Source organism: Phycicoccus avicenniae (genome assembly GCF_050496545.1).
Classification (GTDB): Bacteria; Actinomycetota; Actinomycetes; order Actinomycetales; family Dermatophilaceae; genus Phycicoccus; species Phycicoccus avicenniae_A.
This window is the reverse complement of the sequence record NZ_JBNVZV010000001.1, coordinates 195,967-208,419: the sequence shown is the minus strand read 5'-3', so window position 1 is coordinate 208,419 and position 12,453 is coordinate 195,967. Positions and strand designations below refer to the sequence as shown.

11 protein-coding genes are annotated in these 12,453 nt (G+C 72.4%); 5 read left to right on the top strand and 6 right to left on the bottom strand.

Features of this window, described 5'->3' with window-relative positions; translation table 11 throughout:
* Window positions 1-2 precede the first annotated feature (2 nt).
* From ACQZ2A_RS01085 to ACQZ2A_RS01060, 6 genes are all read right to left on the bottom strand, one after another.
* Window positions 3-902: an SCO6745 family protein gene (locus ACQZ2A_RS01085; RefSeq protein ID WP_430206644.1), complete on the bottom strand. Its 900-nt coding sequence runs from the start codon at window positions 900-902 to the stop codon at window positions 3-5.
* Window positions 903-1,029: 127 nt separating this feature from the next.
* Window positions 1,030-1,734 (bottom strand): ABC transporter ATP-binding protein, encoded by a 705-nt coding sequence (locus ACQZ2A_RS01080; RefSeq protein WP_430206765.1) that lies wholly within the window; start codon window positions 1,732-1,734, stop codon window positions 1,030-1,032.
* Between the two features lie 5 nt (window positions 1,735-1,739).
* Complete coding sequence (locus ACQZ2A_RS01075; protein ID WP_430206643.1) at window positions 1,740-2,585, bottom strand: ABC transporter ATP-binding protein; 846 nt, start codon at window positions 2,583-2,585, stop codon at window positions 1,740-1,742.
* Window positions 2,582-4,294, bottom strand: a complete 1,713-nt coding sequence (locus ACQZ2A_RS01070; RefSeq protein ID WP_430206642.1) for a branched-chain amino acid ABC transporter permease — start codon at window positions 4,292-4,294, stop codon at window positions 2,582-2,584. Before ACQZ2A_RS01070 ends, ACQZ2A_RS01075 begins: the two co-directional genes overlap by 4 nt.
* Window positions 4,291-5,247 (bottom strand): branched-chain amino acid ABC transporter permease, encoded by a 957-nt coding sequence (locus ACQZ2A_RS01065; protein ID WP_430206641.1) that lies wholly within the window; start codon window positions 5,245-5,247, stop codon window positions 4,291-4,293. The genes ACQZ2A_RS01070 and ACQZ2A_RS01065 overlap by 4 nt, the downstream gene beginning before the upstream one ends.
* 173 nt (window positions 5,248-5,420) lie before the next feature.
* A complete protein-coding gene (locus ACQZ2A_RS01060; RefSeq protein WP_430206640.1) occupies window positions 5,421-6,650 on the bottom strand; it encodes a branched-chain amino acid ABC transporter substrate-binding protein in 1,230 nt (409 codons plus the stop codon).
* A 277-nt stretch (window positions 6,651-6,927) separates the two neighbouring features.
* Between ACQZ2A_RS01060 and ACQZ2A_RS01055 the strand changes: the two genes are divergently transcribed.
* From ACQZ2A_RS01055 to ACQZ2A_RS01035, 5 genes are all read left to right on the top strand, one after another.
* The gene (locus ACQZ2A_RS01055; protein ID WP_430206639.1) at window positions 6,928-7,407 is read left to right on the top strand and encodes a Rieske 2Fe-2S domain-containing protein; all 480 of its coding nucleotides are present in this window, start codon (window positions 6,928-6,930) and stop codon (window positions 7,405-7,407) included.
* 122 nt (window positions 7,408-7,529) lie between these two features.
* The gene (locus ACQZ2A_RS01050) at window positions 7,530-8,606 is read left to right on the top strand and encodes a winged helix DNA-binding domain-containing protein (protein WP_430206638.1); all 1,077 of its coding nucleotides are present in this window, start codon (window positions 7,530-7,532) and stop codon (window positions 8,604-8,606) included.
* 29 nt (window positions 8,607-8,635) lie between these two features.
* Complete coding sequence (uvrC, locus tag ACQZ2A_RS01045) at window positions 8,636-10,594, top strand: excinuclease ABC subunit UvrC (protein ID WP_430206637.1); 1,959 nt, start codon at window positions 8,636-8,638, stop codon at window positions 10,592-10,594.
* The gene (gene rapZ / locus ACQZ2A_RS01040) at window positions 10,587-11,486 is read left to right on the top strand and encodes an RNase adapter RapZ (protein ID WP_430206636.1); all 900 of its coding nucleotides are present in this window, start codon (window positions 10,587-10,589) and stop codon (window positions 11,484-11,486) included. Before uvrC ends, rapZ begins: the two co-directional genes overlap by 8 nt.
* Window positions 11,483-12,433, top strand: a complete 951-nt coding sequence (locus tag ACQZ2A_RS01035) for a gluconeogenesis factor YvcK family protein (protein WP_430206635.1) — start codon at window positions 11,483-11,485, stop codon at window positions 12,431-12,433. Before rapZ ends, ACQZ2A_RS01035 begins: the two co-directional genes overlap by 4 nt.
* Window positions 12,434-12,453: the final 20 nt, after the last annotated feature.

Below are 12,453 nucleotides of genomic sequence, written 5' to 3'. Positions count from 1 at the left end.
CCTCAGCGGCGGGCGGGGGTGCCCGGCAGCCAGCCGGCGTCGATGACCTTCTTCACGAACGGTCGCGCGGAGGCCAGCAGGCCGTCGGCGTCCTCGATGTCCGCCCAGGCGGCGGCCGACGCGTCGTCCGTGGCGTCCTCGAGATGGTCGCGCAGGCTCCGGCCGGCGTCGGTCAGCGCCGGCGGCGCCTCGTCGGCGCCGGGTGCCAGCAACCCGGCGGCGCACAGGGCCTCGGTGGCCTCGGCCCACTCCTCGTCGGTCCACCTCCGGGTGGGCTGGAGGAAGGGCCGTCCCCGGCTCGCGCGCTCCGGGCTGGTGGCCCGCAGCCAGGCGTCGTAGAGGACGAGGGACTCGAGGGGGCGCAGCCCGGCCGCGGTCAGCGCCGCCACGTGCCCGTCCCCGCGCCACTCCCGCCACAGGGCGCTCGCGTGCCAGAGGGCCAGGTGCGGGGCCGCGGGCCAGTCCTGCGCGGCGAAGGCGGCGGCCAGTGGACGCCCCCCGTGGTCGAGCCGGTCGAGCACCGGGCGCAGCCGGCCGACGAGGTCGACGAGCTCGGGGGAGTCGACGTCCGGGCCGAGGGCGGCCCGCAGCCCAGTGTCCAGGCAGCGGGTGCGCACCTCGTCGAGCTCGGCCGGTGTGTGGCGCCCGAGCGCGAGTCCCCACGCCTTGACGACGGCGTCGGGCCGGAAGCCGAAGAACGTCGCGGCGACCACCTCGCCCGGGACGACGCCCAGCGGGGCGGCCCGCATCCCGGTGTACGCCCCGAGCCAGCCGATGCCCAGCTCCTCGCGCGCGGCGTCGACGTGCGGGCCGAAGTACGCGGTGAGGTGGTACGGCTCGAGGGTGCGGTAGGCGAGGCGGGCGAGGGCGCGAGCGGACTCGTCGTGCCGGAAGGTGCTCATCCGCCCACCCTAGGCGCGCCGGCACCCGGTCGAGAGACGAGAACATGCCGCGCGGGTCGAGGCCCGCACGGCATGTTCTCGTCGTTCGACCCGGTCAGGCCCACGCGGAGCGTGGGACCCGCTCGCCTCAGTCCTCGCCGAGGTAGGCCTTGCGGACGTCGTCGCTGGCGAGCAGCTCGGACCCGGTGCCGGACAGCACGATCGAGCCGACCTCGAGCACGTAGCCCTTGGTGGCCCGCTTGAGCGCGGCCTGGGCGTTCTGCTCGACGAGGAGGATGGTCGTGCCCTGCTCCTGCAGGGTCGTCACCGTCGTCATGATCCGCTTCATCATCAGCGGGGAGAGACCCATCGACGGCTCGTCGAGCATGAGCATCTTGGGCCGGCTCATCATCGCCCGACCCATGGCCAGCATCTGCTGCTCGCCGCCGGAGAAGGTGCCGGCGGGCTGGGCGCGGCGCTCCTCGAGGATCGGGAAGAGCTCGAAGGCGGCCGCGAGGTCCTCGCGGATCCCCTTGTCCTTGCGCGAGAACGCCCCGAGCATGAGGTTCTCCTCGACGCTCAGCTTGGGGAAGATCCGCCGGCCCTCGGGGGAGTGGGCCAGCCCGAGCGAGACGATCTCGTGCGGCGGCACCTTCGTCAGGTCACGCCCGTCGAAGGTGATCGAGCCCGAGACCGGACGCAGCAGACCGGAGATGGTCCGCAGCGTGGTCGTCTTGCCGGCGCCGTTGGTGCCGATGAGCGAGACGACCTCGCCCTGGCCGACGCTGAAGCTGATCCCCTTGACGGCCTTGATCTTGCCGTAGGACACGACGAGGTCCTTGACCTCCAGCATGGCGCTCACGCGCTCTCCTCCTCGTCCTCGTCGGTGTCGTCGCCGCCGATGTAGGCCTCGATGACGCGCGGGTCGGACTGCACCTCGCCGGGCGAGCCCTCGACGAGGACCTCGCCGCGGACCAGGCAGAGCACCCGGTCGCAGAGGTTGAAGATGAACCGCATGTCGTGCTCGATGACGACGACCGCGAGCCCGCTGTCCCTGATCTTGAAGATCAGGTGCATCGTCTCCTCGGTCTCCTTGGGGTTCATGCCCGCGGTCGGCTCGTCGAGGAGCAGGATCTGCGGGTCGGTCGCCAGGGCCCGGGCGATCTCCAGGCGGCGCTGGTCGCCGTAGGGGAGGTTGCGCGCGAGGATCTCGGTGGACTTCCCGAGGCCGACGTAGTCGAGCAGCTCCTGCGCCCGGGTCCGGGTGGCCTCCTCCTCGCGGCGGAACTTCGGCCCGCGCAGGATCGAGGTCAGCGCCATCGAGGAGGTGCGGCAGTACCGCCCGACCATGACGTTCTCCAGGGCCGTCATGTTGCTGAACAGCCGGATGTTCTGGAAGGTGCGGGCCATGCCGGCGCGCACGACCTTGAGCGGCTTCGGCGGCAGCTGCTCGCCGCCGAGCGTGACCTGCCCCTCGGTGGGGATGTACATCCCCGTGAGGCAGTTGAAGAAGGTCGTCTTGCCGGCACCGTTGGGGCCGATGAGCCCGACGATCTCGCCGTCGTGCACCTTCATGCTGACGTCCCCGACGGCGGTCAGGCCGCCGAAGCGCATCGTGACGTGGTTGGCCTCGAGGACGACGCGCTCGCCGATCTCGTGGCCGCCGGGCGCGGGGGTGCCGGGTGCGGGGTCGGTGACGGTCACTTCGCCTCCTCCAGGTGTTCGGACTGCACGATCTCGGCGAGCTCCTCGTCGTCCTCGTGGAACTCCAGCTGCCGTCGTTTGCTCGCGACGAGACCCTCGGGGCGGAAGCGCATCATGACGACGAGCAGCAGGCCGAAGATCAGCAGGCGGTAGTCGTTGACGACGCGCGCCTTCTCGGGGAGCAGCTTCAGGACGGTGGCGCCGACGAGGACGCCGGCCACCGTGCCCATGCCGCCGAGGACGACGGCGGCGAGCAGGAACGCCGACTCGAGGAAGATGTACTGGTCCGGCGTCACCGACGTGTCCTGGTGCGCCTTGATCGTCCCGGCCAGGCCGGCGAGCGAGGCGCCCACGGCGAAGGCGAGGAGCTTGAGCCCGAAGACGTTGACGCCCATGGCCTCGGCCGCCCGCTCGTCCTCGCGGATGGCGACCCAGCCGCGCCCGATCCGGCTGTCGTTGAGCCGGGTGAAGACGAGGATGACGAACGCGATGAGCAGGAGCAGCAGGAAGTAGTAGTTGCTGAACCGGCCGAGCGGGATGCCCGCGATGACGTGCGTCGCCCCGAAGTCCCACCCGAAGAAGTTGAGGTCCGGGATGCCGGGGATGCCGTTCGGGCCGTTCGTGAGGTCCGGGCCGTTGTTGCCGTCGAGGTTGAACATCGCCAGGCGGAAGATCTCACCGAAGCCGAGGGTCACGATGGCGAGGTAGTCGCCGGAGACCCGCAGCGTCGGGGAGCCGATGATCAGGCCGAAGATCGACGCGACGAGCATCCCGAGCAGCATGACGACGAGGAACGGCGGGTTCCACCCGATGGTGGCGAACGCCGACTTCGAGAGCATCGCGCCGACGTAGGCGCCGGTACCGAGGAAGGCGATGTAGCCGAGGTCGAGCAGGCCGGCGAGGCCGACGACGATGTTCAGGCCGAGGGCGGTCGCCGCGAAGATGAGGATCTGCGTGGCGATCGACATGTTCGCGTCCGAGCCGTCCTGGGTGAACGGGAAGAGGAACGCGACGAGGAACGCCGCGAGCAGCAGCGGGCGCCGGTTGTTCTGCCCGATGAACCCGAGGTACTCGCCGAAACCGCTGCCCACGAGGCCGATCGCCACCGTGAGGATCGTGACGAGGAGGCAGCCGAAGGTGGCGGGGTCCTCGACGCTCAGGGTGTAGGCCGTCGCGAAGAGCAGCAGCGCGAGCATGACGACGATGACGAGGATCTCGGCCCACGACGGCAGCCGCGGCCAGGTGCGGACGTCGAGGTCCACCGCCGGGGAGAGCTGCCCCGCGGCGAGCACGAGGAGCGCGCCTACGAGCGCGACCCAGCCGCCCTCGTTCGCGTTGACCAGCCCACCGGCCTGGTAGGCCACCGAGATCAGCCCGGCGACGACGAAGACGACCGAGCCCCAGCCGACTGCGCGCAGCCCGCGCCCGGGGTTCAGCCAGCCCGGCCGGCGCAGCAGCAGCACGCCGAGGGCGATCCCGACGATGCCGAGGAGCATCGCGTAGAGCTGGATGCCGAGCGGGTAGAAGCGCACGCTGATGTCGCCGAGGATGCGGTCGTCGTAGGACCAGGAGAGCAGGCCGCTGACGAGCAGCAGCACGCCGCCGGCGATCGCGAGGACCGCCGACTTCCCGCCGTGCTGCTCGCGGAGCCGGTCGAGGCGCGAGACCTCGGGGTCGGTCGTGTCGGGGGAGTGCGTCACGGTGCTCACGCGCGGTCCACCACCTTTGCGCCGAGGAGGCCCTGGGGCCGGAAGACGAGGACGAGGATGAGGAGCGCGAAGGCCCACACGTCCTTCCACGGGCTGCCGCCGAAGGTGCCGGGGATGAACTGGACGGCCAGCGCCTCGACGAGGCCGAGGGTCAGTCCGCCGATGACGGCCCCCCAGACGTTGCCGATGCCGCCGAGGACGGCCGCGGTGAAGGCCTTGAGGCCGGCGAGGAAGCCCATCTTGAAGTTGATGTTCGTGACCTGCAGGCCCTGGGCGATGCCCGCGATCGCCGCGAGCGTGGCGCCGATGACGAACGCGACGACGATGATCCGGTCGACGTTGATGCCCATGAGCCGCGCGGTGTCCGGGTCCTGCGAGACGGCCTGCATCGCGCGGCCGGTCTTGGTGCGGGACACGAAGTAGAAGAGCCCGGCGGCGCAGATGAGGAGGGCGCCCACGGTGAAGATCGTCGAGCGCTGGAGCGTCACGCCGCCGAGGTTGAAGGCCGGGCCGCTCACGACGTCGATCTGCGGGAAGGGCACCTTCTGCTTGGCGTCCGGGAAGGTCGGGATCTTGCCGTAGAGCAGGCGCACCGCCTCCTGGAGGAAGACCGAGATGCCGATGGCGGTGATGAGCGGGGCGAGGCGCGGCGCGTTGCGCAGCGGCCGGTAGGCGATGCGCTCCATGAGCACGGCGATGGCCACCGACGCGGCGACCGCCCCGACGATGAGGAGGGGGAGGGCCCAGAACGGGAGCACCTTCCCGCCGTCCACGTCGGCGCGGAAGAAGACGAGCGCGGTGCTCAGGGCGCCGAACGCGCCCACCATGAAGATCTCGCCGTGGGCGAAGTTGATCAGCTGGATGATCCCGTAGACGACCGTGTATCCGACCGCGATCAGGGCGTACAGCGATCCCAGGGTCAGCCCGTTGACGAGCTGCTGGGCAAGTTCCACCACGGCCTCCTAGGGGCGTGACGTGCGGGTGGGCTGGGGGGAGAGTAGCGGGTGACCTGCGTCACGGGAACACGCCACACGGTGGCGGGCGCTCCCGGACACGGACGGCGGGGGTGGTCTGCTCGACCACCCCCGCCGTCGAGGTGCTCACGGCGTGTGCCGCTCCGCTGGGGTTACTTGAACTCCTCCGTGTTGACCGGAGCCCACGCGCCGTCCTTCACCTGGTACACGGTGAGGACCCGCGAGGTGGTGTCGCCGTACTCGTCGAAGGCCACCTTGCCGGTGACGCCGTCGAAGGAGACCGAGCTCATCGCCTTGACGGTGGCCTCGCGGGCCGCCTCGGCGGAGTCGGCGTCCTTGAGGGAGACCTTCAGCGCGTTGATGATCGAGTTCGCGGCGTCGTACGCGTAGGCGCCGTAGGCCTCGTAGGGCTCGGCGTAGCCGCCCTTGTTGTACGCGTCGACGAACGCCTTGGCCGACTCGAGCTGGTCGGTCGGGGCGCCGACCGAGGTGGCGAGGTCGCCGGTGGCGGTGGAGCCCGCGAGCTTGACGAACTCACCGGAGTAGATGCCGTCGCCGCCCATGAGCGGGACGTTGAGGCCGGCGGCCTTCATCTGCTGCGAGAACGGACCGGCCTGCGGGAACTCGCCGCCGTAGTACACGGCCTTCGGGTTCGAGGGCTTGATCTTGCTGACGACGGCGTCGTACTTGTCGTCGTCCGGGTTGATCGTCTCGGCCGCGACGACCTTGCCGCCGAGCTTCGTGTACTCCTTGGTGAAGGCGTCGACGAGGCCCTGGCCGTAGGTCTTCTTGTCGTGGACCGTCGCGACCTCCTTGATGCCCGCCTTCTCGAAGAGGTAGCGCGCCGCGAACGGGCCCTGGATCGAGTCGGTGGTGCAGGTGCGGAAGTAGTTCGGGTACGCACGCTTCGGGGCGGTCGCGAAGTCCGCGCCCTGGGTGAGCGACGGGTTGGTGTTGGCCGGCGAGACCATCGTGATGTTGGCCGTGGCGAGCACCGGCTGGACGCTCTGGGCGACCGAGCTGTTGAGCGTGCCGACGACACCGACGACGTCCTTGTCCGAGGACAGCTTCGTCGCCGCGTTCTTGCCGACGTCGGGGGTGGCCTGGTCGTCCTCGGCGGCGAGCTCGAGCTTCCAGCCCGGGATCGCGCCCGACTCGTTGGCCTGCTTGATGGCGAGGTCGACGGAGTGCTCGATGCCCTTGCCGAGGGCGGCGAGGTCGCCGGAGAGGGGCGCGATGACGCCGATCTTGGCGACCTTGTCGCCGGAACCGCCGCCGGTGTCGCCACCGGTGTCGTCGCCGCCACGCGTGCCGCAACCGGCGAGCGCGAGCGAGGCGACGAGCAGCGAGGCGCCAACGGCGACCACGGAACGCTGAGGCACGTTTCCTCCTGGGAAGGTTTTCTGGTGTGAGCGGGTTGCTCGGGCCCGCTGAGCGAGCACGTCGGGACTGTATCCGTCGAACGCGCGCATTCCGAGGACCTTCCTCGGGATGGTGCCGACTTGTTACCTGCGGAATCCGCCGGTCAGGGCGTCGCGGGTGTAGCCGAAGGCCCCGGCCGGGTGTACCTCCGGACCCTGTCCTGGTGTCCACAGGCGCCGTCCAGCGAGGCCGTGGATACTCGTGCGGACCAGCCACCAGGACCGAGAGGCCACGTCGATGAGCAGCGACCCCACGATCCCGTCCGCCCCCGAGTGCTCGTGCCTCAGCCGGCGCCAGACCTTCCGCGCCGCCGGAGCCGTCGGTGCCTCCGTCGTCGGCGTCGGCACGCTCGCCGCCTGCGGTGCCGCCGACGACGTCCAGAACGCAGCGAGCTCCGCGGCCGGTGCCGCCAGCTCGGCCGCCTCCGCCGCGTCCGACGCCATCAAGGCGGCCGACATCCCCGTCGGCGGCGGCAAGATCTTCGAGGCCCTCTCCACCGTCGTCACGCAGCCGACGGCCGGGGAGTACAAGGCGTTCTCCTCGGTGTGCACGCACCAGGGCTGCCAGGTGTCGGGCGTAGCGAACGGCGTCATCTCCTGCGCCTGCCACGGCAGCCAGTTCGACGCCGCCACCGGTGCGGTGAAGCAGGGCCCGGCCACCAAGCCGCTGCCCGAGAAGTCGGTCACGGTCAGCGGCGACGGCCTGACCGTCTCCTGACCCGGCAGCAGCCGGTCCCGGCCCGCCACGTCGGCGACGACGAGCGGCGGGCCCGTCTGGGGCGCCGTCACGGGCTCGGGACCGGCTGCGGCTTCCCGGACGTCCTCGCCGCGACGACCGGGATGACCGCGCTGCACGCCACCGAGCCGGCGAGCGTCCACCTGGCCGCGCGCGCCCGCGTGCCGTCGTCCACGGTGGACGAGGTCGAGGACGCCCTCTACGGGTCGCGCACCCTCGTCAAGCAGACCGCGATGCGCCAGACGCTGTTCGCCGTCACCCGCGAGCTGCTCCCGGCGGTGCTCGGTGGGCCGGCGGCGCGCGTCGCGGGGACGCTCCGTCCGCGCATCGCGCGCGACCTCGAGCGCTCCGGGGTGACCGGTGACGGTCCGGGATGGCTCGCCGCGGCGTGCGAGGAGGTGCACGGGCTGCTCGCCGGTGCCGAGCTCACCGCGCCCGAGGTGCGGGCCGCGCTGCCGGCGACCGACGTGACGATCGACCGCTCGCCCGGGACCCGCTGGGGCGCCACCGTCCCGGTGCTGCCCCAGGTGCTGTGGCTCCTCTCCGCCGAGGGCCGGGTGGTGCGGGCCGGCAACGCCGCGCACTGGCGGCTGTCGAAGCCGCGCTGGACTACGTCGGCCGCCTGGCTCGGGGAGGTGCCCGAGCCCCTCGACGCCCGCGCCGCCCACGCCGAGGTCGTCCGGCACTGGCTGCACACCTTCGGCCCGGGGACCGAGGAGGACCTGCGCTGGTGGCTCGGCGGGACCCTCGGCACGGTGCGCGGCGCGCTGGCCGACCTCGGGGCCGTGCCGGTCGCGCTCGACGGCACGGACGCCCTCGGCTGGCTGCTGCCCGACGACCTCGACCCCGTCGCGCCGGCCGACCCGTGGGCCGCGCTGCTCCCGACCCTCGACCCCACCGTGATGGGGTGGCGCGGCCGCGCCTTCTACCTCGGCGGGCACGGCCCGGCCCTCGTCGACACCGCCGGCAACGCGGGGACGACGGCGTGGTGGGACGGGCGCGTCGTCGGCTGCTGGGTGCAGGACGAGGACGGCGTGGTGCGGCTGGGCATCCGCGAGAGGGTGCCCGCGGCGGCGCGCCGGGCCCTGGCCGAGGAGGCCGAGCGGCTCGCGGCGTGGGTCGACCACGTCCGCGTCACGACCATCTACGTCTCACCGGGCATGCGGGAGGCGGCGGGCTGAGTGTCGGGAGCGCGGCCTAGGGTGGACGCGTGGCCGACCCCTCGACGTACCGCCCCCGGCCGGGCGAGATCCCCACCGACCCCGGGGTGTACCGCTTCCGTGACAAGGAGGGGCGGGTCATCTACGTCGGGAAGGCCAAGAGCCTGCGCTCCCGGCTCTCGTCCTACTTCCAGGACATCTCGGCGCTCCACCACCGCACCGCCACGATGGTGCGCACCGGCGCCAGCGTCGAGTGGACCGTCGTCACCACCGAGGTCGAGGCGCTCCAGCTCGAGTACGCGTGGATCAAGGAGTTCGACCCCCGCTTCAACGTCAAGTACCGCGACGACAAGTCCTACCCGTACCTCGCGGTGACGATGGGCGAGGAGTTCCCGCGCGCCATGGTGATGCGCGGCGCGAAGAAGAAGGGCACCCGGTACTTCGGGCCATACGCCCACGCCTGGGCGATCCGCGAGACCCTCGACCTCGCGATGCGGGTCTTCCCGATGCGCACCTGCTCCTCCGGCGTCTTCAAGCGCGCCGGACAGGTGGGCCGGCCCTGCCTGCTCGGGTACATCGACAAGTGCAGCGCGCCGTGCGTCGGTCGGGTCGACGCCGGCCACCACCGCGACATCGCCGAGGACTTCTGCGACTTCATGGCCGGCAACAGCGGCCGCTTCCTCTCCCGGATGACCGCCGAGATGAAGGGCGCCGCGGCCGAGCTCGACTTCGAGCGGGCCGCCCGCCTCCGCGACGACATCGGCGCCCTCGAGCGGGTCCTCGAGAAGTCGGCCGTCGTCCTCCCCGACGCCACCGACGCCGACGTGTTCGGTCTCGCCGAGGACGAGCTCGAGGTCGCCGTGCAGCTCTTCCACGTGCGTGGCGGGCGGGTGCGCGGCCAGCGGGGGTGGGTCGCCGAGCGCGACGCCGAGACCACGGCCGAGGTGGTCGAGCACCTCCTCCAGCAGGTGTACGGCGGCGAGTCCAGCGAGGGCGTCCCGCGCGAGGTGCTCGTGCCGGTGCTGCCCGACGACGCCGAGGCGCTCCAGTCGTGGCTGGCCGGGATCCGTGGCAGCCGGGTCGAGGTGCGCGTGCCGCAGCGCGGTGACAAGCGCACGCTGATGGAGACGGTGGCGCGCAACGCGACCCAGAGCCTGGCCCGGCACAAGGTCACCCGGGCCGGGGACCTCACGACCCGCAGCCAGGCGCTCCAGCAGCTCCAGGACTACCTCGACCTCGACGACGCCCCGCTGCGCATCGAGTGCTTCGACATCAGCCACGTCCAGGGCACCCAGGTCGTCGGCTCGATGGTCGTCTTCGAGGACGGCCTGCCCCGCAAGTCCGAGTACCGCCGGTTCATCGTGCGGGGCGACGAGACCGGCGCCACGGACGACACCGCGGCGATGCACGAGGTGCTGACCCGGCGCTTCCGGCGCGGCCGCAAGGAGGCCGAGGAGCACGAGCGCGACGTCGCCGAGGGCCGCGAACGGCCGGCGCGGTTCGCCTACACGCCCAACCTCGTCGTCGTGGACGGCGGTCTGCCGCAGGTCAACGCGGCCGCCCGTGCCCTCGAGGAGGCCGGTGCCGTCGACGTCATGGTCGTCGGTCTCGCCAAGCGGCTCGAGGAGGTCTGGGTGCCGGGGGAGGAGCACCCGCTCGTCCTGCCGCGCACCAGCGAGGGCCTCTACCTCCTGCAGCGGCTGCGCGACGAGGCGCACCGGTTCGCCATCACCTTCCACCGGCAGCGCCGGTCCAAGGCGATGACCCAGAGCGCCCTCGACTCCGTGCCGGGTCTCGGCGAGAAGCGGCGCAAGGCCCTGCTGCGCGAGTTCGGGTCGGTGAAGAAGATCCGGGCGGCGTCCGTCGAGGAGCTGGCGGGCGTTCCCGGCATCGGGCCTGCGCTGGCGGCCGTCGTTGCGGCAGAGTTGGGTTCGACCGACGCGGGCACCCCGGCGGTCGACCCCGCCACCGGCGAGGTCATCGAGGACGAAGGAGCGCGCGGTGGCTGAGGAAGGCACGACCGAGCGGGCGTCGAGGGCGAACTTCCTCGTCGTCACCGGGATGAGCGGCGCCGGCCGGTCGACCGCCGCGAACGTCCTCGAGGACCACGGCTGGTACGTGGTCGACAACCTGCCGCCGCAGCTCATCCCCGCGATGGGCGTGCTCGCGTCACGAGCACGCGAGGAGGGCGCCGCCGACCTGCGCATCGCCGCCGTCGTCGACGTGCGGGCACGGCCGTTCACCGGCGAGCTGCGCGAAGGCCTGGCCGCCGTCCGCGAGCACGGCTGGCAGCCGCAGCTGATGTTCCTCGACGCCACCGACGAGGCGCTGGTGCGCCGCTTCGAGAGCGTCCGGCGCCCGCACCCGCTGCAGCGCGAGGGTCGGCTGCTCGACGGCATCCAGGCCGAGCGCGAGCTGCTCCGCGACCTGCGCGCCGACGCCCACGTGGTCATCGACACCTCGGGCCTGAACGTCCACCAGCTCGCGCGCAAGCTCACGCCCATCGTCGGGGTCTCCGGCGGGCCGAGCCTGCGCCTCGCGGTCATGTCGTTCGGGTTCAAGTACGGCGTGCCGCTGGACGCCGACTTCGTCTTCGACATGCGCTTCCTGCCCAACCCCTTCTGGGTCCCCGAGCTGCGCCAGCTCACCGGCATCGACGAGCCCGTCGCCGAGTACGTCATGGCCCAGGAGGGGGCCGGCTCGTTCGTCGACCGCGTGGTCGCGCTGATGGAGCCGGTCACCGCGGGCTATCGGCGCGAGGGCCGGCGCTACGCGACCCTGGCGGTCGGGTGCACGGGCGGCAAGCACCGGTCGGTCGCGGTCGCCGAGGCGCTCTCGCGGCGCCTCGCCGACGACGACATCGCGACCTTCGTCGTGCACCGCGATCTGGGGCGCGAGTGAGCGGCCCGGTCGTCACCGCCCTCGGGGGCGGCCACGGCCTCGCCGCCACGCTCACGGCCCTGCGGTTCGTCACCGACGAGGTCACCGCCGTCGTCACGGTCGCCGACGACGGCGGCTCGAGCGGCCGGCTCCGCGACGAGTTCGGCGTCCTCCCACCCGGCGACCTGCGGATGGCCCTCGCCGCCCTCTGCGCCGACACCGAGTGGGGGCACACCTGGCGCGACGTCCTCCAGCACCGCTTCGCCGGCGACGGCCCGCTGGGTGGCCATGCCCTCGGCAACCTGCTCATCGTCGCGCTCTGGGAGCTCCACGAGGACCCCGTCGCCGGCCTCGACCTCGTCGGTCGCCTCCTCCAGGCGCGGGGCCGGGTGCTGCCGATGGCCGCCGTCCCGCTCGTGATCGAGGCCGACGTCAGCGGGCTCTCGGCCGACGGGTCGCTCGCGACGGTGCGCGGGCAGGCCGAGGTCGCCGTGACCCCCGGCACGGTCGAGGAGGTGCGGCTGGTGCCGGCAGCCCCGCCGGCCTACCCGGAGTCGGTGGCCGCGATCCGCAGCGCCGACTGGGTGGTCCTCGGCCCCGGCTCGTGGTTCACCTCCGTGATGACCCACCTCCTGGTCCCCGAGCTCCGTGAGGCCCTCGAGGTCAGCCGGGCCCGGCGCCTCCTCGTGCTCAACCTCGACCCGGGGTCGGGGGAGACGGCGGGCTTCGACGCCGTGCGCCTCCTGCGGTCCTTCGCCGGTCTGGCACCCGGGCTGCGCCTCGACGCGGTCCTCGCCGACCCCGCCGCCGTCGAGGACGAGGCGGCTCTCGCCGCGGCCGCCGAGCGGCTCGGCGCCGAGCTCCACGTGGTCCCCGTCAGCCGACGCGCGGCCCGCGGCGAGCACGACCCGCTTCGCTACGCGGCGGCCCTGCGGGACATCCTGTACAGCCCGCGACCGCCCCGATGACGCGTGGCAGGATGACCGGC

What these genes read in the sequence shown, in the direction of transcription:
- ACQZ2A_RS01080 (WP_430206765.1), bottom strand. Translation starts at nt 1,734, where the DNA reads ATGCTGGAGGTCAAGGACCTCGTCGTGTCCTACGGCAAGATCAAGGCC.
- ACQZ2A_RS01055 (WP_430206639.1), top strand. Translation starts at nt 6,928, where the DNA reads ATGAGCAGCGACCCCACGATCCCGTCCGCCCCCGAGTGCTCGTGCCTC.
- ACQZ2A_RS01050 (WP_430206638.1), top strand. Translation starts at nt 7,530, where the DNA reads ATGACCGCGCTGCACGCCACCGAGCCGGCGAGCGTCCACCTGGCCGCG.
- ACQZ2A_RS01085 (WP_430206644.1), bottom strand. Translation starts at nt 902, where the DNA reads ATGAGCACCTTCCGGCACGACGAGTCCGCTCGCGCCCTCGCCCGCCTC.